This is a genomic window from Rhodanobacter sp. UC4451_H18 (assembly GCF_052978225.1).
On record NZ_CM129663.1, the window covers coordinates 1,212,400 to 1,234,791 of the forward strand.

A 22,392-nucleotide genomic window follows, 5' to 3' on the forward strand; every position below is an offset into this window, starting at 1 on the left:
GAAACCAGCGAGACTGCCCCCCGTACTGTGCGTGTATTCATCCGGCTGCTGCCCACGTCGAGCAAAATCATCCCGGCAGCTTGAAGTGGGCCACGGAACGCCGCAGGTCGCTTGCCAGTTGCGCCAGGGTACCGATCGAGTCGGCCGTCTGGCTCGCGCCCTGCGAGGTCTGCGAGGTAATTTCCTGGATCGCGTTCATCGACACCGAGATATCGGTTGCCGCCGCGGACTGCTCGCGCGCCGCGGTGGAGATGTTCTGAATCAGCGCGGACAGATCGTGCGAGACGCGCTCGATGTCGCCCAGCGCGCTGCCGGCGTCCTCGGCCAGTCGCGCACCGGCGACCACCTCGGCGGTGGTCTGCTCCATCGAGTTCACCGCTTCGTTGGTATCGGACTGAATCGTCTGCACCAGCGTCTCGATGCGCTTGGTCGCGCTGGTGGAGCGTTCGGCCAGTCGCTGCACTTCGTCCGCCACGACCGCGAAACCGCGACCCGCCTCGCCGGCCGAGGCCGCCTGGATGGCCGCGTTCAAGGCCAGGATGTTGGTCTGCTCGGCGATGTCATTGATCAGTTCCACGATCGAGCCGATCTCCTGCGAGGATTCGCCCAGGCGCTTGATGCGCTTGGAGGTCTCCTGGATCTGGTCGCGGATGGAGTCCATGCCGGAGATCGTCTCGCGCACCACCTCGGCGCCGCGCGAGGCGATCTTCACCGAACGCTCGGCCACGTCGGCGGATTCGGCGGAATCCTTGGACACCACGTCCATCGAGCTCACGATCTGGTTGATCGCCGAGGTCGCCGAGGTGATCTGCTGCGCCTGCTGCTCGGCCGCGTTGGCCAGGTGGCGGGCGGTGGTCTGGGTTTCCTGCGCCGAGGACGACACCTGCTCGGAAGTCTCGTTGATGGTGGTCACCAGCGATCGCAGCTCGTCGATGGCGTAGTTCACCGAGTCGGCGATCGCGCCGGTGATGTCCTCCGACACCGTGGTCTTCACGGTCAGGTCGCCTTCGGCCAGCGAACCCATCTCGTCCAGCAGGCGCATGATCGCCTCCTGGTTGCGCTGGTTCAGCTCGGTACTCTGGGCGAAACGCTTGCGCTGGTCGGTGACCAGGGCGATGACCAGCAGCAGGGCGAAGGCGACCGCGGCGATGGCGCCGAACAGGCCCCACCACACGTTCGGGAACAACCGGCGCAGCGGCAGCTTGCCGATCTGGTCGGACAGGTCGTTGGCGCGCAGCAGGACGGTCTGCGAATCCAGCGAGGCCTGGTTGCCGGCGCGCTTCACGTCGGCGATGTTGGCGGCAGCGGCGGACAGCTTGGCCACCGGGTCGGCCAGCTTCGTCCAGCTGGCGTCCATCTCGGTAAGGATCTTGCGCGCATTGGCGTCGGAGATCGGCCGCACGCCGCTGTCCGGGTTGCCCTCGATCAGGCCCTTGAGCACGCTGCCGTACAACTGCGCGTCGCGCGACAGACCGTCGGCCGCGGACTGGGCGTTGTCGCCGCCCTGCAGCACCTCCTGCACGCGGCGGATGATGCGGTCGGCGGACAGCATCTGGCGCGAGGTACCGAGCATCTGTTCGGAACTGCCGTTGCGCTGCTGCAGGATGTTGACCACCTGCTCCATGCTGGAGTTGAGCAGCGGCATCTGCTGCGAAATCGTCGCCGCGCGCTGGCCCGAGTCGAGCACCACCGCCTTGTTCGAAAGGATCTTGCCGATATCGGCGTCGAGCTGCGCCCAGGCCGCGTCCAGCGCGGTCACGGCACGGCCAGCCGGCGACTTGTTGCCGTCGGCATAGGCTTGCATGCCGCTGTCGGGGTCACCCTTGTCCAGTCGCTTGACCGCCGAGTCGATGGCATTGCGGGTGGACTCGAGTTCCTTGAAGGAGTCCACGTTGCCGTCGGCGGATTCCAGCGCGAACTTCGCCGTCTGCTGCGACAGCACCTGGATTTGCGTGGTCAGCGCGACCGCCTGGCGATCCTCGCCGTTCTTCTGGTTGAGCATGAAGAAGTCGAGTGCCGCGAAACCGATCGCGATCAGCAGCAGGACAATGAGTGCGGTATATCCGCGTTCCCGGCTGACGCCCCCTGTAGTACTCATGTTCACCTCATCGGTCTAACTGATATGTGCCGCCCATACGCACCGGCCCCTGCCGCGCTGCCCCGAAGCGGGTGCCGGCCTTCCGGTCTCCCCGCTCCAACCGCACGGCATCCCCTGCCGGCTTCACCCGGTCGTCAGGCAGCCGCCTGACGGAAATCCGGTGCACGCACGAGCCGGTTCATGCTGAAAATCGCCAGTTGCTGCTCGCCCACCCGGTTGTCCACGAAACGCGCCAGCCGCGGATCGGCTTCTTCCTGCGCCTGCTGGCGCTGCTCCGCGTCCACCGTGCGCTGGCCGAGCACCTCGTCCACCAGCAAGGCGACGCTGCCGCCGCCCTGGCGCACCACCAGCAACCGGCTCCGATCGGAATGCTGGGTGCGTTCGCCGAACAGGAAGCGCCCGATGTCCACCACCGGCACCAGGTTGCCGCGCACGTTGGCCACGCCGAGCAGCCATGGCTGGGTGCCCGGCACCGGAGTCAGCACCGGCACGGCGAGCAGCTCGTTGATCTCGTCAATGCCGCTGACCAGCAGCCTGGAACCGACCCGGAAACCGATGCCGCGCCACAGGCCCGGTGCCTCGAACTTGTCCTGGGTATCGGAGGCATGCGCCAGCGACAGCCGCTCGTAGCGCGCCAGAATCTCGAACGGGGTACGGTTGGCGCTCTGGTTCATGAGCCGCTCGACAGCAGATCGTTGATGCAGGCCAGCAGGTCTTTTTCGTTCACCGGCTTGGTGATGAAGGCGCGCGCGCCCTGGCGCATGCCCCAGACGCGATCGGTTTCCATCGACTTGGTGGTGATCATCACCACCGGCACGTGCTGGGTTTTGGGGTCGCGGGTGAGCGTACGGGTGGCCTGGAAGCCGTTCATGCCGGGCATGATGACGTCCATGATGACCAGGTCAGGCTGTTCGGCGCGCACGCGCTCGATGCCCTCCTCGGCCGTGCTCACGGCTGCCACGTGGTGCCCGGCCCGCTCCAGCAGCGTGGTGAACACGCGTACGTCGGTGGGTGAGTCGTCGATGATGAGAATGTTTGCCACAGCTCCCCCTCAGGGTCTGCAGTCAGTGACTTGCTGCAGTACTGACATGTCGATGGATTGCGCCAAGCAGCTCGTCACGGGTGAACGGCTTGGTCAGGTATTGTTCGGCGCCGACGATGCGGCCGCGCGCCTTGTCGAAGAGTCCGTCCTTGGAGCTGAGCATGATCACGGGCGTGGCGCGGAACTCGGGGTTGTTCTTGATCAGGGCGCAGGTCTGATAGCCGTCGAGGCGGGGCATCATGATGTCGACGAAGATGATCGCCGGCTTCTGGTCGGAAATCTTGGCCAGCGCCTCGAACCCGTCGACCGCGGTCAGCACCTCGCAGCCCTCTTTCTTCAGCAGGGTCTCGGCGGTGCGGCGGATGGTCTTGGAGTCATCGATCACCATGACCTTGAGGCCCGCCAAATCGGTAACGCTCACGTTCAAATTCACTCACTCCCCCCTGTGGCTCGCCACGAGCTCAGGACAAGTATCAGGACATGCAACTGTTGTGCCCAATGGTACGCGTGTGGAAATCCCGGTGATCCGGCTGCTGCAAACCCGCACCGTGGCGGCATCCCCGAAGCTTTGCTGTTTACTGCCTGCCCGTCGAAACTGTCAAGCGACCGCCGCGACGCGATGCCCGCCGATCGCACTAATTGACGCATATTGGCACCTCATGCCGCGCGCACCACGACCGGCACAACATGAACGACGCGGCTAGTATAGCCGGCAGTCGTCGCGCCCCTGCCGGCGCGACCGCACAAACCCGGCAATCCGCGGAGCACCCCGCATGACCTTCTCCGTCGGCGTCCTGATGGACCCCATCGACGCCATCAAAGTGGCCAAGGACACCACCCTGGCGATGCTGCTGGAGGCCGCCCGACGCGGCCACGCCCTGCATTATTTCGAACAGGGCGACCTCGCCCTGCGCGACGGCGCGCCGTGGGTGCGCAGCGCCCCGCTTGAGGTGCGCGACGATCCGCGCGACTGGTACACGCTGGGCCAGCCGCGCTGGCACGACCTGCGCGAGCTGGACATGGTGCTGATGCGCAAGGACCCGCCGGTCGACGCGCAGTTCGTCTACGACACCATGGTGCTGGAAGCGGCCCAGCGCGGCGGCGTGCTGGTGGTGAACGATCCGCGTTCGCTGCGCGACTGCAACGAGAAGCTGTTCGCGCTCGAGTTTCCGCAGTGCATCGCGCCCACCCTGGTGGCACGCGACCCGGCCGAACTGCGCCGGTTCGCCGCCGAACACGGCGAGGTGGTGCTCAAGCCGCTCGACGGCATGGGCGGGCGCGGCATCTTCCGCGTGCGCCACGGCGACAGCAACCTGAACTCGATGCTGGAAACCCTGCTCGGTGGCGACGGCCATGGCGCGCACCGGCAACTGGCGATCGCCCAGAAATACCTGCCGGAGATCAGCGCCGGCGACAAGCGCATCCTCGTCGTGGACGGCGAACCGGTGCCGTACGCGCTCGCGCGCATTCCGCAGGGCAGCGATTTTCGCGGCAACCTCGCCGCCGGCGGCCGCGGCGAAGGCGTGCCGCTGTCCGACCGCGACCGCTGGATCGTGGCACAGGTGGCACCGGAACTGCGTCGCCGCGGACTGCTGTTCACCGGCCTGGACGTGATCGGCGACTACCTGACCGAGATCAACGTCACATCCCCGACCTGCGTACGTGAACTCGACGCACAGTTCGGGCTTAACATTGCAGGCCAGCTGTTCGACGTCATCGAGCGGCACGCCAGTGGAAATCGTCCTGCGTGAGTGCAACCGCAACCGTTACCGCCCGACCCGAGCCGATCGGCGCCACCATGCTGTTCTCGCTGCTGCTGCACGGCGTGCTGCTGCTGGGCATCACCTTCCACTTCGCCAAGCCTGATCCAAGCCTGCCCACGCTCGACGTCGCGCTGGTCAACGTGGCCAACCAGGAGGCGCCGGACAAGGCCGATTTCCTGGCCCAGGCCAACAACCGCGGCGGCGGCCAGAGTGACCGTGCCGCGCGCCCCTCGCAGCTGTTCTCCGGCGCGTTGCCCCGACCTGATCCCGGGGTCGCGGCGCAACCGGTGCAGGAATCCACGCCGCTGCCGCACCCGGCCACCCCCGCGCGCATGGTCACCACCAGCGGCCGCAGCGATTTCAGCGTCGCCAGCGATACCGCGCAGACCGAAGTCGACCCGCAACACGCCACGCCCAGCGCGGCCGAACTGAAGCGCCAGCAGGCAATCGCCCAGCTCGCCGCCGAACTGCGCCGCAAGAAGGTGGATTACGCCAAGCGGCCGAAGGTGAAATACCTCACCGCCAGCACCCGTGAATACGCCTATGCCGCCTACATGCGCGGATGGTCGGATCGGGTGGAGCGGGTCGGCAACCTGAACTATCCCGAGGAGGCGCGTCGCCGCGGCCTGCACGGCAACGTGCTGCTCACCGTGGTGCTCAACCTCGACGGCAGCATCAAGAGCATCGACGTGATCCAGAGTTCCGGCCAGCCGGTGCTCGACGCCGCGGCCGAACGCATCGTGCGCCTGGCCGCACCGTTTCCGCCGGCACCGCGGGCCGGCGAGCACGTCGACGAGCTGAACATCACCCGCACCTGGCAGTTCCAGCCCAACAACGTGCTGCAGACGCGCTAGGAGCGCCGCGATTCGGCTGCGACTACAATGGCGCCATGGCTGCCATGCAACCCGCGACCCTCACCGGTCACTTCCTGATCGCCATGCCGGGCCTGGCCGAGCCGCCGTTCTCGCGCGGCGTGGCGCTGCTGTGCCAGCACGACGAGGACGGCGCGGTCGGCTTGCTGGTGAACCAGCTGTCCGAATACCGCTTCGGCGACGTGCTGGCGCAGATGAAACTCGAATGCGCCGACGCCGACCTGGCTGACGCACCGGTGCTGATCGGCGGCCCGGTACAGCAGGAGCGCGGCTTCGTGCTGCATCACGAACCGGGCGACTGGGAATCGACCTACCGCATCAACGCCGAGTGGTCGGTGACGACCTCGCGTGACATCCTGGTGGCAATGGCCGCCGGCGAAGGCCCGCGCCAGGCCATCATGGTGCTCGGCTACGCCGGCTGGGATGCCGGCCAGCTGGAACAGGAACTGATGGCCAACGCCTGGCTCACCGCCGAAGCCAACGGCCGGGTCGTCTTCGACACGCCGCTGGAGGAGCGCTGGAGCGCCGCCGCCGGCCTGGTCGGGGTGGACCCGCGCCAGTTGTCCGGCTACGCGGGCCACGCATGAGCTGTGTGCTCGGCTTCGATGTCGGCAGTCGCCTCACCGGCGTGGCCATCGGCAACCGCCTGACCGCCACCGCGCGCGCGCTCGCCGTGGTCGCCGTCCGCGACGATCGGCCCGACTGGGACCGGCTCGACGCCCTGCAGCGCGAATGGCAGCCCGACACCCTGGTGGTCGGCCTGCCGTTGACCCTCGATGGCGCCGAACAACCCGCCAGTCGGCGCGCACGCGCCTTCGCCGGCAAGCTGACCGAGCGCTACCGCCTGCCGGTGGTGCTGGTCGACGAACGCCACAGCTCGCACGAAGCTGCCGAACGTTTCGCCGCCGGACGCGCCGCCGGCCTGCGGCGACGCCGCGAAGGCGCCGCCATCGACGCCGAGGCGGCGGCAGTGATCCTCGAACGCTGGCTGCTCGAGGCCGCCGTGATCCCGCACGACGCCACCCCGCACTGATCAGCACCTTCCTCCCCAATCCGCGAACCCCCATGAGCCCTCGCCTGCGCCACCTGACCACCCTGGAAAACCTGCCGCGCGAGACCATCGAGCGCCTGCTCGACCGCGCCGAGGCGCTGCGCGATGCCTGCGCCCACGGCACCCGCAAGCTGGACGTGCTGGCCGGGCGCACCGTGCTGAACCTGTTCTTCGAACCGTCCACGCGCACCCGCACCTCGTTCGAACTGGCGGCGCGGCGGCTCGGTGCGGACGTGGTCAACTTCGACATCGGGCTGTCCTCCACCAGCAAGGGCGAGGAGCTGTTCGACACCCTGCATACGCTCGAGGCGATGCACCTGGACGCGATCATCGTGCGCCACAAGCAGTCCGGCACGCCGGACGAACTGGTACGCCATGCAATGAGCGGCGTGTCGGTGATCAACGCCGGCGACGGCAACCACGCGCATCCCACCCAGGGCCTGCTGGATGCGCTCACCATTCGCCAACACCGGCCCGATTTCGAGAATCTGACGGTGGTGATCTGCGGCGACATCAGCCACTCGCGGGTGGCCCGCTCGGACGTCAATGCCTTCACCGCGCTGGGCGTGAAGGAGATCCGCCTGTGCGCCCCGCCCGAGCTGATGCCGGCCACCGACGAAGTCGTCGAAGGCCAGCGCTTCACCGACTTCGACCAGGCCATCGAAGGCGCCGATGCGGTGGTGATGCTGCGCCTGCAGAAGGAGCGCATGGCGCGCATCGAACTGCCCGACGAGGCCGCCTACTTCACCCGCTACGGGTTGGACCGTCGCCGCCTCGCGCGCGCGGCCAAGGGTTGCCTGGTCATGCATCCGGGGCCGATCAACCGGGGCATCGAGATCGCCTCGGAGGTGGCCGACGGCGCACAGTCACGCATCCTCGAACAGGTCGGCAACGGGGTATTCGTGCGCATGGCCGTGCTCAACGAGGTGCTTGCGCGCTGAATGCCCGCTGCAGCGCCGGCGCCGCGCCCGCCACGGACGCAACCCGGGAGCGAGGGCGGCAGAAATCTTCCGGGCTGCAAAAGCGGCTGCGCGGTCCGCATTTGACCAGCTTCGCTGTTGTAAAGCGCTTCGCCGCTTCTTGAGCCATGGAACCACCATGGGTCGGCGAACCGTCGATACCCCGTCCTCGCGCAGCCTTTTTTTCGTCTCCGAAGTTTCTGCCGCCCACGCTCCCAGCGGGCATAATGGCCGCTGCTGCTCACCACGGGGATCAACATGCGCGCGACAACCCGCTATCTCGCGATGGGACTGACCAGCGTCCTGCTGGCTGCCTGTTCGCACAAGGACAAGGATGCACCGCTGGCGTTCGTGCCGGCCGATACGCCGTACGTCGTGGCCAACCTGGACGTGCTCGACGACGACACCCGCAAGGCGCTGCTGGCCCAGGCCGACGCCCAGTTGCCGTCGCAACTGGAACAGATGGACGCCGCGGCCGACCGGCTCGCCGAGAAGGACCCTGACGGCGCCCGCCTGCTGCGCGCGCTGCGCGCCGAGTTCAACGGCAAGACGGTGGAGGGCTTCGCCCAGTCCGCCGGCCTCGACCTGAAGGGCTACTCGGCCCTCTACGGCCTGGGCCTGGCGCCCGTGCTGCGCTTCCAGCTCGCCGACGCGGCCGCCTTCGACGCGTTCGTGGGCCGCCTGGAGACCGCCTACGGCAAGAAGTTCGAGGTGGCCAGCGAAGGCAAGCAGAGCTACCGCCGCTACGCGTCCACCGAATCGGGCACCGAGGTGATCCTGGCCACGGTGGACAAGCAGGCGGTGGCCGCGCTGCTGCCGATCGACGCGCCGAAAACCATGCTGCGCGAGGCGCTGGGACTGGATCGGCCGCAGAAGAGCATGCAGGACGACGGTCGTCTGGCCGACCTGGCGAAGGCCAACGGTTACAAGAAGTGGCTGGTCGGCGAACTCGACCTGACCCGCGTGCTGCCGCTGGCAATCGGCGGCACGGACGCACTGGCCAATGCGATGCGCAAGGCGCATGCGGTGGCCGAGTCGGCCAAGACCGGCGAGCCGGTGGCCAATCAGTTGCAGGTCCCGCCGTCGTGCAGCACCGATGCCGCTCGCATCGCCGCGCGGGTGCCGACGATCAGCTTCGGCTACACCCGGCTCGACGCCGGTCATCAGGACGGCCGCCTCGACATCGCGCTGGCCGAGGACATCAGCAAGGCGTTCTCCGGGCTCAAGGTCGAACTGCCCGGGCTGGGTCAGGCCGGTACCGCGCCATTCGACGTGGGCCTGGCGCTGCCGATCGCGAACCTGCGCACGTTCTGGATGGCCCAGGCCGATGCAGTGGCGGCCAAGCCGTTCACCTGCCCGGCGCTGAGCGATCTCAACGAGGGCTTCGCCAAGCTCGGCCCGGCCACGCAGAAAGCCGCGATCCCGCCGTTCGGCGACCTGCTGGGCGTGCGCCTGGCGCTGGATACGCTCACTGACAACCCCACCTCCAGCCTGCCCACCTTCAGCGGCCGGCTGGTGCTGGCCACCAGCAACCCGACCGGCCTGCTGGCGATGGGTCAGATGATGGTGCCCGCACTGGCGCAGCTGAAGCTGACCAATGACGGCAAGCCGGTGGCGCTGCCGCAGCAGATGGCCGGCATGCTCGGCCAGCCCGGCTGGGTGGCGATGAGCGACAAGGCGCTGGCGCTGGGCGTGGGCGCCGGCGAGGACGCCAAGCTGGCCGACACCCTGAAGGAAGCCGGCGGCAACGCGGGCCAGATGGCGCGGATGCACCTGAGCGGCGCGATGTACCTGTCCTGGGTGCAGCTGATGCAGGACAAGGTCGACGCGCTCACCGCCGCGGCCAGCGCGATGAACAACAGCGGTGATGCATCGGCGGACAAGCCCGACGACAGCGCCGCCCAGGCGGCAGAGGCGGCGGCGCGTTCCAAGGCGCAGTTCGAGGCGATGAAGCAGCAGGCGCAGCGCGTGGAAGACATCCACGCCGAGATGCATGTCGAGGCCGGCGGCATGGTGATCACCAGCCAGACGACGCTGAAGTGACATAAGCGACGCCAGGGCAAGTCGTTCCACTCCAGGCCGGGGCGCCGCGCGCACCCCGGCCTTTTTTTGCGCACGCAACGTACCGCCAACATGCTCGTGACCTCGCCTTCGCAAACCGTGGCGGCACCTGAATCGCGGCGGCGCCCGCGCACATGGCGTTCACTCCGCCGCTGCTGTCATGGCCACAAGGATCGCAAACCCGGCGACCCCGTTGTCACCACCGACAACCCCTTCTCCAAGGAGATTGCCATGCACAACCATCCCGTGATTCGCCGCAGCATGATCGCCGCCGCCCTGACGCTCGCCTTCGCCGCCGTGCCACTCAGCCAGGCCGTGGCAGCGCAGAGCAGCGAGGCCGCCGCGCAGGCATCGGACAACCAGACGGTGCCGGACAAGGCCGCCGACGCATGGATCACCACCAAGGTGAAGACCGAATTCGGCACCACCAAGGGCGTGAGCGCCACCGACATCAACGTGACCACCAACGATGGCGTGGTAACCCTGACCGGCAACGTCGACAGCGCCAGCGAGAAGATGAACGCGGTGCGCGTGGCGCAGGGCGTCAAGGGCGTGAAGAGCGTCGACGCCTCCGCGCTGGCGATCACCCCCGCCGCCACGAAACACCACGACCGGCCCTCGTCCAGCATGAGCAGCCACTGATCGATCGCGACAACCCGTGAACGGAAAAAGGAGCCGCGAGGCTCCTTTTTCCTTGCCGCAGGATCTGCTCAGCGGTTGAGCAGGTTGCTGCCGCCGAAGCTCTTGTCGTTGGGGTCTTCTTCCAGTTCGACGCCGTCCAGCCCCTGCGACAAGGTGTGCGCGTCGCCACCCTGGGCCAGCTTGATGCGCAGGCGCACCTCGTTGGAGCTGTCCGCGTAGCGCAGCGCATCCTCGTAGCTGATCTCGCCGGCGTGGTAGAGCTCGACCAGCGCCTGGTCGAAGGTCTTCATGCCGAGCAGGGTCGACTCCTTCATCAGCTCCTTCAGCTTGTGGATCTCGCCCTGGCGGATGTAGTCCTGCGCCAGCGGCGTGCCCAGCAGCACTTCCACCGCGACCCGACGCGCCTTGCCGTCCGGCGTCGGAATCAGCATCTGCGCCACGATGCCCTTGAGGTTCAGCGACAGGTCCATCAGCAACTGCTGGCGGCGATCCTCCGGGAAGAAATGCAGGATGCGGTCCATCGCCTGGTTGGCGTTGTTCGCATGCAGCGTGCACAGCACCAGGTGGCCGGTCTCGGCGAACGCGATGGCGTGGTCCATGCCCTCGCGGGTGCGGATTTCGCCGATCATGATCACGTCGGGTGCCTGGCGCAGGGTGTTCTTCAGGGCAGCGTCCCAGCTGTCGGTGTCGATGCCGACCTCGCGCTGGGTGATGATGCAGCCCTCGTGCTTGTGCACGTACTCGATCGGGTCCTCGATCGTGATGATGTGCCCTGTCGAGTTGAGGTTGCGGTAGCCGACCATCGCCGCCAGCGAGGTCGATTTGCCCGAACCGGTGGCGCCGACGAAGATGATGATGCCGCGCTTGGTCATCGCCAGCTGCTTGATCACCGGCGGCAGGTTCAGCTCCTCGGTGGTGGGGATCTTCGACTCGATTCGGCGCAACACCATGCCCACGCAGTTGCGCTGGTAGAAGCACGACACGCGGAAACGGCCCACGCCCTGCGCGGAAATCGCGAACTGGCACTCGTGGGTCTTCTCGAACTCCTCGCGCTGGCCCGGCGTCATCACGTTGAGCACCATGTCGCGCGCCTGCTGCACGCTGAGCGGGCTCTGCGTGATCGGCACGATGCGCCCCTGCACCTTCATCGACGGCGCCACGCCGGCCGTGATGAAAAGATCCGATGCCTTCTTGTGCACCATCAGTTTCAGGAACGAGGTGAAATCGAAGTCGCTCATGGCTTTACCTCAGGAATTCGGGATTCGAGATTCGGGATTCGTCAAAACCGGCCGTCGGAAATCGAGACCGGGCCTTGGCTCTTGCCAATCCCGAATCCCCGATCCCGAATCCCGACGCTCACTTGAAACTGTCCTTGTTCTTGGCGTAGCTCTGCGCCTGCTGGCGCGTCACGACGCCACGCTTGACCAGGTCCAGCAGGCACTGGTCCAGGGTCTGCATGCCGAACTGCTGGCCGGTCTGGATCGACGAGTACATCTGCGCCACCTTGTCCTCGCGGATCAGGTTGCGGATGGCCGGGATGCCGACCATGATCTCGTGCGCCGCGATGCGGCCGCCGCCGACCTTCTTCAGCAGTGACTGCGAAATCACCGCGCGCAGGCTTTCGGACAGCATCGAGCGCACCATCGGCTTCTCGCCGGCGGGGAACACGTCGATGATGCGGTCGATGGTCTTGGCCGCCGAACTTGTATGCACGGTGGCGAACACCAGATGGCCGGTTTCCGCGGCGGTCAGCGCCAGGCGGATGGTTTCCAGGTCGCGCAGCTCGCCGACCAGGATGTAGTCCGGGTCCTCGCGCAGCGCCGAGCGCAGCGCCTCGTTGAAACCATGCGTGTCGCGATGCACCTCGCGCTGGTTGACCAGGCACTTCTGCGAGGTGTGCACGAACTCGATCGGGTCCTCGATCGTGAGCATGTGCCCGTATTCGTTCTTGTTGATGTGGTCGACCATCGCCGCCAGCGTGGTCGACTTGCCCGAGCCGGTCGGGCCGGTCACCAGGATCAGGCCTTGCGGCTGCTCGATCAGCTCCTTGAACACGCGCGGCGCGCCCAGGTCTTCCAGCGTCAGCACCTCGGACGGAATCGTGCGGAACACTGCGCCGGCGCCGCGGTTCTGGGTGAACGCGTTGACGCGGAAGCGCGCCAGGCCGGGGATCTCGAACGAGAAATCGGTCTCGAAGAACTCCTCGTAGTCGCGCCGCTGCTTGTCCGACATGATGTCGTAGATCAGCGAGTGCACCTGCTTGTGCTCGAGCGCGGGGATGTTGATCCGGCGGACGTCGCCGTCGACGCGGATCATCGGCGGCAGGCCGGCGGACAGGTGCAAATCCGAGGCCTTGTTCTTTACCGAGAAGGCAAGCAGTTCGGCAATGTCCATGAAGTCGTTTCCCCTCAACCGATCGTCTGGTGGCATGAATGCGGATGCACAGGGGTCCGGACCGTCGCCGCCAGCCGCCGCCCGGGCACGCAACCGCTGCCCCTGGAACCCTGCGGACCGGCAACCCGAATCCCCCTGTAGCCGCGTCGATACTACTCGCGCAAGCGGCTGTGCGGCCAGCCTTTCCCGCCTATCATGCCGCAACCGCAACGGGGATTTGCGCATCCCGTCGAAAAACGCGAGGTTGCCCCGCCGTCGGCCTCGTCGCGGCGGCGGCGGCGCGTCGTCCGCGCGCCGGCGCGCCGGCTTCCGGTAAGGTAGGCGGCTGCAACGATCAAGGAGTCCTGCATGACACGATTAGCCTTCATCGGCGGCGGCAACATGGCGCGCAGCCTGATCGGCGGCCTGCTGAAGACGGGCGTCGCCTCCGCCACGATCAGCGTCGCCGAGCCCCGCGCCGAGGGGCGCCAGGAGCTGGGCCGCGATTTCGGCATCGCCTGCTACGCGGAGAACCGGCTGGCGGCGGCCGACGCCGAGGTGATCGTGCTGGCGGTCAAGCCGCAGGTGCTGCCCTCCGTCCATGGCGAGTTGCAGGACATCCTGCAGCGCCAGCGCCCGTTGCTGATCTCGATCGCCGCCGGCGTGCGGCTGGACCAGCTCGAACGCTGGTTCGGCGCGAGCCTGCCGATCGTGCGCTGCATGCCGAACACGCCTGCGCTGATCGGCGCCGGCGCCACGGGTCTGTGCGCCAACGCGCGCGTCAGCCCCGCGCAGAAGGCGCAGGCGCAGCACATTCTGGACGCTGCCGGACTCACCCGCTGGATCGACGACGAAGCCCTGATGGACACCGTCACCGCGATCTCCGGTTCGGCGCCGGCTTATTTCTTCGCCCTGGTGGAAGCGCTGGAGGAAGCCGCCGTGGCCCAGGGCCTGCCGCGCGACACCGCGCGCGCACTGGCCGCGCAGACCTGTTTCGGCGCCGGCCGCATGCTCACCGAGAGCGGCGACGACCCGGCCGTGCTGCGCCAGCGCGTCACCTCGCCGCACGGCACCACCCAGGCCGCGCTGGAGAGCTTCGGCGCGGACGGACTGCCGCGCATCGTGGCCAGGGCCGTGGCCGCGGCCACCCGCCGCGGCGCCGAGCTCGCCGCCGAACTGGACGCGCAGCCGTGAGCTATCTGTTCAACGCACTCTCGATGCTGATCGGCCTGGCGTTCGACGCCGTGGTGATCCTGTTCCTGCTGCGGGTGACGGCCGAAGCCTGCCGCGCCGATTTCAACAACCCGCTGAGCCAGTTCATCTACCGCACCACCAACCCGGTGCTGGCGCCGATCCGCCGCGTGGTGCCGAACTGGAGCAGGATCAACCTTGCCGGCCTGCTGCTGGCGTGGCTGGCGATGCTGCTCAAGCGCCTGCTGCTGTTCGCGCTGGTCGGGGCGATGCCCAACCTTGCCGGTCTGCTGGTGCTGTCGCTTGCCGAGCTGTTCGACTTCGTGCTGCTGTTCTACATCGTGCTCATCTTCGGCTGGTCGCTGCTGAGCATGTTTTCCGTCGATCGCCGCCAGCCGATGCTGCGACTGGTGGAGAAGATCGTCGCCCCGCTGCTGCGTCCGCTGGACGGCAAGCTGGTGTTCGGCCAGATCGACTTCGCGCCGATGGCGGTGATCATCGTGCTGTTTCTCGCCCGCATGCTGATCGCCGCGCCGCTGCTGGATCTTGGCGCCGGGCTGGCCGTGGGCGGCTGAGGCTGGCCTGTCCCGGGCGGCGGGCAGTACCCGCCCTGCGCCACGCAGACGACTGCCCGCCCACCTCGCGCGGCGCAATCATCGCGCCCCGCCTTGGGCTGGCCCCGGCCCGCACCGTACAATCACATCTTTACCCGACACCCACGCGCGCGCCTGCGCGCCAGCGAGCGTTTCCCGATGGAAAAGAGTTTCGAGCCGGCCCGGATCGAGTCGAAGTGGTACGAGCGCTGGGAAGCCAGCGGCGCGTTCAAGCCGAGCGGCCAGGGCGAGCCGTACTGCATCCTGCTGCCGCCGCCGAACGTCACCGGCACGCTGCACATGGGGCATGCGTTCCAGCAGACGGTGATGGACATGCTGGTGCGCTACCAGCGCATGCGCGGCATGAACACGCTGTGGCAGGTCGGCACCGATCACGCCGGCATCGCCACCCAGAAGATCGTGGAGAACCAGCTCGCCGTCGAGGAAAAGACCCGGCATGACCTGGGCCGCGATGCGTTCATCCAGCGGGTCTGGCAGTGGAAGGAGGAGTCCGGCTCCACCATCACCCACCAGATGCGCCGCATCGGCGCCGCGGCCGACTGGTCGCGCGAACGCTTCACCATGGACGAAGGCCTGTCGGCCGCGGTGCGCAAGGTGTTCATCGACTGGTATCGCGCGGGCCTGATCTATCGCGGCAACCGGCTGGTGAACTGGGACCCGGTGCTGGGCACGGCGGTGTCGGATCTCGAAGTGAACAACGTCGAGCGCGACGGCCACATGTGGTCGATCCGCTACATGACCACCGACGGCGCCGCGTCGCTGGTGGTCGCCACCACGCGTCCGGAGACCATGCTGGGCGACGTCGCCGTGGCCGTGCATCCGGAGGACGAGCGTTATGCGCACCTGATCGGCCAGACGCTGCATTTGCCGCTCACCGGTCGGCAGATTCCGGTGATCGCCGACGACTACGTCGACAAGGATTTCGGCACCGGCTGCGTGAAAATCACTCCGGCGCATGACTTCAACGACTACGCCATCGGCCAGCGCCACGGGCTGGCGCCGATCACCATCTTCACGCTGGACGCGAAGGTCAACGACAACGCGCCGGAGAAGTATCGCGGACTCGATCGCTACGACGCGCGCAAGGCCGTGCTGGCCGATCTCGAAGCCGCCGGCCTGCTGGTCGAAACGAAGGCGCACAAGCTGCAGGTACCGGTGAGCCAGCGTTCCGACGCGGTGATCGAGCCGATGCTGACCGACCAGTGGTTCGTCGACCTCACTTCGGACGTCCAGGCGGATGGCCGCCCGGGCGGCCGCAAGGCGATCACCGAGCCGGCGCTCGATGCCGTGCGTTCGGGCGATATCAGGTTCGTGCCGGAAAACTGGGCGAACACGTATACACAATGGCTGGACAACATCCAGGACTGGTGCATCAGCCGCCAGCTGTGGTGGGGCCATCGCATCCCGGCGTGGTACGACGAGGCCGGCAACATCTTCGTGGGCGAGGACGAGGCCGACGCACGCGCACATGCCGCGACCGTGCCGGTCGGCGCCCTGCGTCAGGACGACGACGTGCTGGACACCTGGTTTTCCTCCGCGCTGTGGCCGTTCTCCACGCTGGGCTGGCCGGCCGATGGCCCGGTGAAGAACGAGCGCGGCGAGGTCGTGGCGAACTGGGCACAGGACAAGATCTTCCTGCCCAGCGCGGTGCTGGTCACCGGCTTCGACATCATCTTCTTCTGGGTCGCCCGGATGGTGATGACCACGAAGTACTTCACCGGCCAGATACCGTTCCGCGAGGTGTACATCAACGCCATCGTGCGCGATGCCGAAGGCCAGAAGATGTCCAAGTCCAAGGGCAACACGCTGGACCCGCTGGACCTGATCGACGGCATCGCGCTGGAACCGCTGGTGGAGAAATCCACCAAGTCACTGCTGATTCCGCAGGTGCGCGCCAAGGTCGAGAAGCGCATCCGCAAGGACTACCCCGACGGCATCCCGGCGATCGGCACCGATGCGCTGCGTTTCACCTTCGCCGCGCTGGCCAGCTACAGCCGCACGATCAACTTCGACATCAAGCGCGCCGAGGGCTACAAGGCGTTCTGCAACAAGCTGTGGAATGCGGCGCGGTTTGTTCTTTTGAACGCGGGGAACGGGGAATCGGGAATCGGGAATCGGAGAGATCAAAAGCCGGTGACCGAGGCGGAGCGGTGGATTCTGACGCGGCTCAAGCAGACGCTGGACGAGGTCGAGCGGCACTTTGTCAGCTATCGTTTCGATCATCTGGCGCAAGCGCTGTACGAGTTCGTCTGGAACGAGTATTGCGACTGGTTCCTGGAACTGGCCAAGCCGGCGCTCAGCGGTGACGACGCGGCGGCTGCCGCGTCCACCCGCCACACTTTGCTGGTGGTGCTGGAAAGCGTGCTGCGTGCGCTGCATCCGGTGATCCCGTTCATCACCGAGGAAATATGGGCGTCAGTGGCGCCGGTGCTCGGCCTCAGCGAAAGCAGCCTGCTGCAGCGACCCTGGCCACGCGCCGAAGACATCACCGCCGACGATGCGGCCACGACCGAGATCGAATGGTTCAAGAACGTGCTCTCCGGCATCCGCCGGATCCGTTCGGAGATGAATATCCCGCCCGGCAAGACGATCCCGCTGTTGCTCGCAGACGGCGACGCCGGCGATCGTGCGCGGGTGGCAAAGTTTGCCGCACAAATCGCCTTCCTCGCCCGCGTCGAGACTCCGCAGTGGATCGCTGCTGGCGCCGACGAACCCGCCGCCGCGGCCGCCGTGGTCGGCACGTTGCGCGTGCTGATCCCGCTGGCCGGGCTGATCGACGTGGCCGCCGAGAAAGCGCGCCTGGCCAAGGAAATCGGTCGCATCGAGGTCGAGATCAGGAAATGCGAAGGCAAGCTCGGCAACGCGAACTTCGTCGCCAATGCGCCGGCCGAGGTCGTGGCACAAGAGCGCCAGCGCATCGCCGACTGGAACACCACGCTGGGCGCGCTGCGCGAGCAGGCCGGCAAGCTGTAGGGCGGGCACCGCCGCATGCCGTCCCGGGCTTTTTGGCGATCGGGTTCTTGCTTATTTCTCGATATGGCCTGCGGCCATATCGAGCGCCATCACGATCGCGTCCTCGCGTCCGTCGCGTGCCGGGTAATAGCGCGGGCGCCTTCCGATTTCGTGGAAGCCCACCGACTCGTACAAGGCTTTCGCGCCCGGGTTGGACGGGCGCACTTCGAGGAAGAGTCGCTCGGCCCGGTTCCAGCGCGCCACGTCGAGCAGGCGCATCAGCAGATGCCGGCCGAGACCGCGGCCGCGATGCTCCGGGCCGATGCACAAATTGAGCAAGTGCGCCTCGCCGGCGCCGGTCGAGAGAATGCCGTAGCCGGCCACGCTGCCATCCACACACAGAACCCAGCACGAATGCCCTGCCCGCACGCAATCGCCGAAGATGCCGGGCGACCACGGGAATTCGTACGAGGCGTTCTCCAGCGCGCTGACTGCGGCCAGATCATCCAGGTACATGCCGCGCACCTGGATCGCCGCCTTCGGCACGGCGACCATCGTTCAGGCTCCCGCGCTGGCCAGGGCGCGGCGCACGCTGCGCAGCGCGTTCCACAGCCGACGCTTGGCCGTCGCGTCGGCCAGCACCAGCTTCGGCTCATCGGCAAGCACAATCAGCGCCTGGCTCATCACTGCCGCCGGCAAGACGCGGCCGAGTGCATGCGCCTGCGCATCGCCGAACACCAGGTAGGCGCGCGCCGCCGGCACCGATGACGCCAGTTGGCCACCTTGCACGCTGATGCGCGCCGCGCGCGCCAGCGCCGCACCGCCGGCACGCAGCGCGCGGCCCAGCAGGTCGAGCTCGCGGGCGTTGCACGACGCCGGCAGGATCACCACGCAGGCCACGTCGGCGTCGCCCAGCTCCGGCTCGGCCATGGCCGGCACAACTTTCGCCACGCGGCGAACCCACGGCGTCAGCCCCAGCGCGTGCAGGACGCGGGCGCGGTGGGCGGCAGGCATGGGCGCGTTCATCTGGCGGAGTGCCGTGCACGGCGCCGATGCGCGATCCGCGCCGCGATGGTCCACACCGGCCCGGACAACAGGTACACGGTGAAACCCGCCAGCAGCACCCGCGCCGGCGCCAGATACAGCAAGGCAAGCAGCAGCACCGCCACCACCATCCAGGCGAACGGCACGTTGCCGCGCTCGCCCATCGGCAGCGACTTGAAACTGAAATAGCGGAAGCGGCTGACCATCAGCAGGCCGGTGACCACCACGATCGCCGCGCTGGCGAAGGCCAGCTCGGCGCCGCTCCAGCCGGCCTTCTCCATGGTCCACACGAACGACATGTTCACCGCCGCCGCGGCCGGACTGGCCAGGCCCTGGAAATAGCGCTTGTCGGCCACCCCTGCCTGGGTATTGAAGCGCGCCAGCCGCAGCGCGGCGCAGGCGGCATAGATGAACGCGCACGCCCAGCCCAGCTTGCCCCACAGCGGCCCCACGTCGCGCAGCGCCGACAGCGACCACGTGTACATCACCAGCGCCGGCGCGAGGCCGAAGCTGACCAGGTCCGACAAGGAGTCGTACTGCACGCCGAACTCGGTCTGCGTGCCGGTCATGCGCGCCACGCGCCCATCCATGCCGTCGAGCACCGCCGCCAGGAACACCGCGATGGCCGCCTCGACGTAATGGCCGCCGATGCTTGAAATGATCGCGTAGAACCCGGCGAACATCGCCGCCGTGGTGAACAGGTTCGGCAACAGGTAAATGCCGCGGTGCCGGGGCGGTTGAACGGGCATGGGTGGACTCATGAAGCAGGATCGTGACGGAGTAGGCGCAGTGTAAACCATTGCCTGCTTGAGTCCGGGGCGCCGGAGTGATAACAAGGAACGACTGATTTTCCCCTGTCCGGAGACCCCCATGCGCCGTTCGCTGATTGTCGTGGCACTGCTGCTGTTTGCCCCGTTGTGTGCCGCGCAGGTCTACAAGTGGACCGACGCCAGCGGCACCGTGCACTACTCCGAGGCGCCGCCGACGCAGGGGGTCAAGTACAGCAAGGTCACCACGACCGGCACGGTGGAGCCGCTGGTCAAGCCGGCCGAACGAAGCAATCCGGAGGACGTCGCGGGCGGCAGCAACGAGCCCGCCGTCGCGCCGAAGACCATGGCCGACACCCCGGAGAACCGCAAATCGCTGTGCGCCTCGCTGCAGTCCAACCTGGCGACCCTGCAGGGCAGCGGTCCAGTGGTGATGGAGAAGGATGGCAAGCCCAACGCACTGGACGCCTCGCAACGCCAGCAACAGATCGCCACCGCCCAGGCCCAGTACGACCAGTACTGCCAGGGCAAGTGAGCCCCCGGGCCGCACTCCGGCGGCGGTGGCGCCGCTACAATGGGCGCTTTACACGCCGGAATCGCCCGCATGCGCCTCAGCCAATTCCACCTGGCCACCGTCAAGGAAGTCCCTGCCGACGCCGAGATCGCCAGCCATCGCCTGATGCTGCGCGCCGGCATGATCCGCCGGCTGGCTTCCGGCCTGTACAGCTGGAGTCCGCTGGGCCTGCGCGTGTTGCGCAAGGTCGAGCGCATCGTGCGCGAGGAAATGGATCGCGCCGGCGCGATCGAATTGCTGATGCCGACCATCCAGCCGCGTGAACTCTGGGAGGAAACCGGTCGCTGGGCGAAATTCGGCCCGCAGTTGCTGAAGATCCGCGACCGCAAGGAGCAGGAATTCTGCTATGCGCCGACCGCCGAGGAAGTGATTACCGATTACGCCCGCAACGAGCTGAAAAGCTACAAGCAGCTACCGGTCAATTTCTACCAGATCCAGACCAAGTTCCGCGACGAGATCCGCCCGCGTTTCGGCGTGATGCGCGCGCGCGAATTCCTTATGAAGGATGCCTATTCATTCCATCTCGGGCAGGAGTCGCTGGCGGAAACCTACGCCGCGATGTACCAGGCCTATGTGCGCATTTTCACCCGCCTCGGCCTGAGCTTCCGCGCGGTGCAGGCCGACACCGGCGCCATCGGCGGCAATGCCAGCCATGAATTCCAGGTGCTGGCCGATTCGGGCGAGGACGCGATCGCGTTTTCCGACGGCTCCGACTATGCCGCCAACCTCGAGAAAGCCGAAGCGCTGCCCCCGTCCGTCGAACGCCCTGCGCCCGCCGCCGGCCTGCAGCGCGCGGACACGCCGACCCAGAAAACCATCGCCGACGTCGCCGCCTTCCTGAAAGTGGAGCCGCGGCAATGCGTGAAGACCCTGCTGGTGCGCGGCGTCGAAGGGCTGGTCGCGCTGTGCCTGCGCGGCGACCACGAACTCAACGAGGTCAAGGCCGGCAAGCTGGCCGAGCTGCCGGGCGAGATGGTGCTGGCCGGCGAAGAGGAAATCCGCGCCGCCTGCGGCACGCGCCCGGGGTTCATCGGCCCGGTCGGCCTGCCCGATTCCATCCCGGTGATCGTCGATCGCGACGCTGCCGTACTGGCCGACTTCGTCTGCGGCGGCAATGCCGACGGCGTGCACTGCACCGGCGCCAACTGGGAGCGAGACGCGCGCATCAGCCGCATCGCCGACCTGCGCAACGTGGTCGAGGGCGATGCCTCGCCCGACGGCCACGGCGAACTGCACCTGGCCCGCGGCATCGAAGTGGGCCACGTGTTCCAGCTGGGGACGAAGTATGCCGACGCCCTGCGCGCCACCGTGATCGACGAAGGCGGCAAGGCCCAGGTGATGGCCATGGGTTGCTACGGCATCGGGATCAGCCGCATCGTCGCCGCCGCCATCGAGCAGCGCCATGACGACGCGGGCATCATCTGGCCCGAGGCGATGGCGCCGTGGCGGGTGGCGGTGTGCGTGATCAACCCGAAGAACGCCTCCGCCGCGGTCAACGAGGCCGCCGAGGCGCTGTACCAGGCACTCGTCCAGCGCGGCATCGAAACCGTGCTGGACGATCGCGGCCTGCGTCCCGGCAACATGTTCGCCGACATGGAGTTGATCGGCATCCCCCATCGCGTGGTGGTGAGCGAACGCGGGCTGGCCGCCGGCACGCTGGAATATCGCGGCCGCGAGGACAGCGAGAGCCGCACGTTGAGCCAGGATGAGTTGTTCGCACTGCTGGCCTGATTAATGAAACCGGCGGGTTTCGAATATCGGTACATTTGCCCTTGCAACCCTGTTTCATAATCGTTTCGAATATGAACTGTGACGCGCGTCGGGGAGTTTGGCGCTTTACAAATGTTTGTCCGATCATGGAGAATCCGGACTGGCCGGCATTCACCATGCCCGCATTGCCTCGATAATGGGGCATGATTCGTCACCCTCACCGGAGTCCGTCCATGGCCGTCGATATCAAGAATCTCAACCACAATCAGCTCAACGATCTCATCAGCAAGGCACAAATCCGTCAGGACGAATTGCGCAAGGAGAAGGTCGTCAAGCTGCGCGAGAAGGTCCACGCGCTGATCAAGGCCGAGGGTTATTCGTTCGAGGACATTTTCGGCGGTGCCCGCAAGAGCAAGCGCGCCGGCGCCAAGGTTGCCCCGAAGTATCGCAACCCGGCCAACCCGGCGCAGACCTGGTCCGGCCGCGGCAAGCGTCCGCACTGGTTCAACGACGCGCTGAAGGCGGGCAAGAAGGAAAAGGACCTGACGATCTGATCGCCGTCTCCACGCCATGGAAACAGCGCCGGCCTCGCGCCGGCGCTTTTTTTTGGCTTGAACCATGCGACGTCCATTCGCCGCGCAAGGCTCATGCGGACGCAACGAAAAGGTAGGTCAGGAAG

The 22,392-nt window shown here is 67.1% G+C and carries 22 protein-coding genes; 13 read left to right on the forward strand and 9 right to left on the reverse strand.

Annotated features, from left to right (window positions below; translation table 11 throughout):
- Positions 1-67 precede the first annotated feature (67 nt).
- The 4 genes from ACVCMG_RS05720 to pilG all read right to left on the reverse strand — a co-directional run bounded on the left by ACVCMG_RS05720 (position 68) and on the right by pilG (position 3,528).
- Positions 68-2,098 (reverse strand): methyl-accepting chemotaxis protein, encoded by a 2,031-nt coding sequence (locus tag ACVCMG_RS05720; protein WP_395117013.1) that lies wholly within the window; start codon positions 2,096-2,098, stop codon positions 68-70.
- Between the two features lie 134 nt (positions 2,099-2,232).
- A complete protein-coding gene (locus ACVCMG_RS05725; RefSeq protein ID WP_395117011.1) occupies positions 2,233-2,772 on the reverse strand; it encodes a chemotaxis protein CheW in 540 nt (179 codons plus the stop codon).
- Positions 2,769-3,140 carry a response regulator gene (locus tag ACVCMG_RS05730; protein ID WP_395117009.1) on the reverse strand — a complete coding sequence of 124 codons (372 nt, stop codon included), beginning with the start codon at positions 3,138-3,140 and terminating at the stop codon, positions 2,769-2,771. The genes ACVCMG_RS05725 and ACVCMG_RS05730 overlap by 4 nt, the downstream gene beginning before the upstream one ends.
- A gap of 22 nt (positions 3,141-3,162) precedes the next feature.
- Positions 3,163-3,528 (reverse strand): twitching motility response regulator PilG, encoded by a 366-nt coding sequence (gene pilG / locus ACVCMG_RS05735; RefSeq protein ID WP_395121350.1) that lies wholly within the window; start codon positions 3,526-3,528, stop codon positions 3,163-3,165.
- A 385-nt stretch (positions 3,529-3,913) separates the two neighbouring features.
- Between pilG and gshB the strand changes: the two genes are divergently transcribed.
- From gshB to ACVCMG_RS05770, 7 genes are all read left to right on the forward strand, one after another.
- Positions 3,914-4,891, forward strand: a complete 978-nt coding sequence (gene gshB / locus ACVCMG_RS05740; protein ID WP_447105757.1) for a glutathione synthase — start codon at positions 3,914-3,916, stop codon at positions 4,889-4,891.
- The gene (locus ACVCMG_RS05745) at positions 4,888-5,757 is read left to right on the forward strand and encodes a TonB family protein (RefSeq protein ID WP_447115085.1); all 870 of its coding nucleotides are present in this window, start codon (positions 4,888-4,890) and stop codon (positions 5,755-5,757) included. Before gshB ends, ACVCMG_RS05745 begins: the two co-directional genes overlap by 4 nt.
- A 35-nt stretch (positions 5,758-5,792) precedes the next feature.
- Positions 5,793-6,362 carry a YqgE/AlgH family protein gene (locus ACVCMG_RS05750; protein WP_395117003.1) on the forward strand — a complete coding sequence of 190 codons (570 nt, stop codon included), beginning with the start codon at positions 5,793-5,795 and terminating at the stop codon, positions 6,360-6,362.
- Positions 6,359-6,808: a Holliday junction resolvase RuvX gene (ruvX, locus tag ACVCMG_RS05755; RefSeq protein WP_395117001.1), complete on the forward strand. Its 450-nt coding sequence runs from the start codon at positions 6,359-6,361 to the stop codon at positions 6,806-6,808. Before ACVCMG_RS05750 ends, ruvX begins: the two co-directional genes overlap by 4 nt.
- Before the next feature lie 32 nt (positions 6,809-6,840).
- Positions 6,841-7,767 (forward strand): aspartate carbamoyltransferase catalytic subunit, encoded by a 927-nt coding sequence (locus ACVCMG_RS05760; protein WP_447099427.1) that lies wholly within the window; start codon positions 6,841-6,843, stop codon positions 7,765-7,767.
- 276 nt (positions 7,768-8,043) lie between these two features.
- Positions 8,044-9,828, forward strand: coding sequence for a hypothetical protein (locus ACVCMG_RS05765; RefSeq protein ID WP_447115086.1), 1,785 nt, complete (start codon positions 8,044-8,046; stop codon positions 9,826-9,828).
- A 249-nt stretch (positions 9,829-10,077) separates the two neighbouring features.
- On the forward strand, positions 10,078-10,488 hold the full coding sequence (locus ACVCMG_RS05770; protein WP_447115087.1) for a BON domain-containing protein: 411 nt from the start codon (positions 10,078-10,080) through the stop codon (positions 10,486-10,488).
- Positions 10,489-10,556: 68 nt separating this feature from the next.
- Here ACVCMG_RS05770 and ACVCMG_RS05775 read toward each other — a convergent pair whose 3' ends face one another.
- Positions 10,557-11,726 carry a PilT/PilU family type 4a pilus ATPase gene (locus ACVCMG_RS05775; RefSeq protein WP_136256917.1) on the reverse strand — a complete coding sequence of 390 codons (1,170 nt, stop codon included), beginning with the start codon at positions 11,724-11,726 and terminating at the stop codon, positions 10,557-10,559.
- Positions 11,727-11,844: 118 nt separating this feature from the next.
- Complete coding sequence (locus tag ACVCMG_RS05780; protein ID WP_447115088.1) at positions 11,845-12,882, reverse strand: type IV pilus twitching motility protein PilT; 1,038 nt, start codon at positions 12,880-12,882, stop codon at positions 11,845-11,847.
- 348 nt (positions 12,883-13,230) lie between these two features.
- Between ACVCMG_RS05780 and proC the strand changes: the two genes are divergently transcribed.
- The 3 genes from proC (at position 13,231) to ACVCMG_RS05795 (ending at position 17,639) form a co-directional block, all read left to right on the forward strand.
- Positions 13,231-14,055, forward strand: a complete 825-nt coding sequence (gene proC, locus ACVCMG_RS05785) for a pyrroline-5-carboxylate reductase (RefSeq protein WP_447115089.1) — start codon at positions 13,231-13,233, stop codon at positions 14,053-14,055.
- Positions 14,052-14,627 carry a YggT family protein gene (locus ACVCMG_RS05790; RefSeq protein WP_447115090.1) on the forward strand — a complete coding sequence of 192 codons (576 nt, stop codon included), beginning with the start codon at positions 14,052-14,054 and terminating at the stop codon, positions 14,625-14,627. The genes proC and ACVCMG_RS05790 overlap by 4 nt, the downstream gene beginning before the upstream one ends.
- Before the next feature lie 177 nt (positions 14,628-14,804).
- Positions 14,805-17,639, forward strand: a complete 2,835-nt coding sequence (locus tag ACVCMG_RS05795) for a valine--tRNA ligase (RefSeq protein WP_447115091.1) — start codon at positions 14,805-14,807, stop codon at positions 17,637-17,639.
- Positions 17,640-17,690: 51 nt separating this feature from the next.
- Here the strand turns inward: ACVCMG_RS05795 and rimI are convergent, their stop codons facing one another.
- The 3 genes from rimI to ACVCMG_RS05810 are packed head-to-tail and all read right to left on the reverse strand — an operon-like array spanning position 17,691 to position 19,423.
- On the reverse strand, positions 17,691-18,173 hold the full coding sequence (gene rimI, locus ACVCMG_RS05800; protein ID WP_395116986.1) for a ribosomal protein S18-alanine N-acetyltransferase: 483 nt from the start codon (positions 18,171-18,173) through the stop codon (positions 17,691-17,693).
- Between the two features lie 3 nt (positions 18,174-18,176).
- A complete protein-coding gene (locus tag ACVCMG_RS05805) occupies positions 18,177-18,632 on the reverse strand; it encodes a hypothetical protein (protein ID WP_447115092.1) in 456 nt (151 codons plus the stop codon).
- An 8-nt stretch (positions 18,633-18,640) separates the two neighbouring features.
- Entirely contained in the window at positions 18,641-19,423 is a 783-nt protein-coding gene (locus ACVCMG_RS05810) for a CDP-alcohol phosphatidyltransferase family protein (protein WP_395116982.1), read from the reverse strand.
- Between the two features lie 109 nt (positions 19,424-19,532).
- Between ACVCMG_RS05810 and ACVCMG_RS05815 the strand changes: the two genes are divergently transcribed.
- The 3 genes from ACVCMG_RS05815 to ACVCMG_RS05825 all read left to right on the forward strand — a co-directional run bounded on the left by ACVCMG_RS05815 (position 19,533) and on the right by ACVCMG_RS05825 (position 22,267).
- Positions 19,533-19,964: a DUF4124 domain-containing protein gene (locus ACVCMG_RS05815; protein WP_395116980.1), complete on the forward strand. Its 432-nt coding sequence runs from the start codon at positions 19,533-19,535 to the stop codon at positions 19,962-19,964.
- Between the two features lie 69 nt (positions 19,965-20,033).
- Positions 20,034-21,734 carry a proline--tRNA ligase gene (locus tag ACVCMG_RS05820; protein WP_447115093.1) on the forward strand — a complete coding sequence of 567 codons (1,701 nt, stop codon included), beginning with the start codon at positions 20,034-20,036 and terminating at the stop codon, positions 21,732-21,734.
- Between the two features lie 212 nt (positions 21,735-21,946).
- Positions 21,947-22,267: an H-NS histone family protein gene (locus ACVCMG_RS05825; RefSeq protein ID WP_395116976.1), complete on the forward strand. Its 321-nt coding sequence runs from the start codon at positions 21,947-21,949 to the stop codon at positions 22,265-22,267.
- Positions 22,268-22,392: the final 125 nt, after the last annotated feature.

Coding starts and splice junctions, on each gene's coding strand:
- ACVCMG_RS05795 (WP_447115091.1), top strand. CDS start 14,805: ATGGAAAAGAGTTTCGAGCCGGCCCGGATCGAGTCGAAGTGGTACGAG.
- ACVCMG_RS05805 (WP_447115092.1), bottom strand. CDS start 18,632: ATGCCTGCCGCCCACCGCGCCCGCGTCCTGCACGCGCTGGGGCTGACG.
- ACVCMG_RS05770 (WP_447115087.1), top strand. CDS start 10,078: ATGCACAACCATCCCGTGATTCGCCGCAGCATGATCGCCGCCGCCCTG.
- gshB (WP_447105757.1), top strand. CDS start 3,914: ATGACCTTCTCCGTCGGCGTCCTGATGGACCCCATCGACGCCATCAAA.
- ACVCMG_RS05725 (WP_395117011.1), bottom strand. CDS start 2,772: ATGAACCAGAGCGCCAACCGTACCCCGTTCGAGATTCTGGCGCGCTAC.
- ACVCMG_RS05760 (WP_447099427.1), top strand. CDS start 6,841: ATGAGCCCTCGCCTGCGCCACCTGACCACCCTGGAAAACCTGCCGCGC.
- ACVCMG_RS05820 (WP_447115093.1), top strand. CDS start 20,034: ATGCGCCTCAGCCAATTCCACCTGGCCACCGTCAAGGAAGTCCCTGCC.
- ACVCMG_RS05720 (WP_395117013.1), bottom strand. CDS start 2,098: ATGAGTACTACAGGGGGCGTCAGCCGGGAACGCGGATATACCGCACTC.
- ACVCMG_RS05780 (WP_447115088.1), bottom strand. CDS start 12,882: ATGGACATTGCCGAACTGCTTGCCTTCTCGGTAAAGAACAAGGCCTCG.
- ACVCMG_RS05810 (WP_395116982.1), bottom strand. CDS start 19,423: ATGAGTCCACCCATGCCCGTTCAACCGCCCCGGCACCGCGGCATTTAC.
- rimI (WP_395116986.1), bottom strand. CDS start 18,173: ATGGTCGCCGTGCCGAAGGCGGCGATCCAGGTGCGCGGCATGTACCTG.
- ruvX (WP_395117001.1), top strand. CDS start 6,359: ATGAGCTGTGTGCTCGGCTTCGATGTCGGCAGTCGCCTCACCGGCGTG.
- proC (WP_447115089.1), top strand. CDS start 13,231: ATGACACGATTAGCCTTCATCGGCGGCGGCAACATGGCGCGCAGCCTG.
- ACVCMG_RS05775 (WP_136256917.1), bottom strand. CDS start 11,726: ATGAGCGACTTCGATTTCACCTCGTTCCTGAAACTGATGGTGCACAAG.
- ACVCMG_RS05815 (WP_395116980.1), top strand. CDS start 19,533: ATGCGCCGTTCGCTGATTGTCGTGGCACTGCTGCTGTTTGCCCCGTTG.
- ACVCMG_RS05765 (WP_447115086.1), top strand. CDS start 8,044: ATGCGCGCGACAACCCGCTATCTCGCGATGGGACTGACCAGCGTCCTG.
- ACVCMG_RS05750 (WP_395117003.1), top strand. CDS start 5,793: ATGGCTGCCATGCAACCCGCGACCCTCACCGGTCACTTCCTGATCGCC.
- pilG (WP_395121350.1), bottom strand. CDS start 3,528: ATGGTGATCGATGACTCCAAGACCATCCGCCGCACCGCCGAGACCCTG.
- ACVCMG_RS05825 (WP_395116976.1), top strand. CDS start 21,947: ATGGCCGTCGATATCAAGAATCTCAACCACAATCAGCTCAACGATCTC.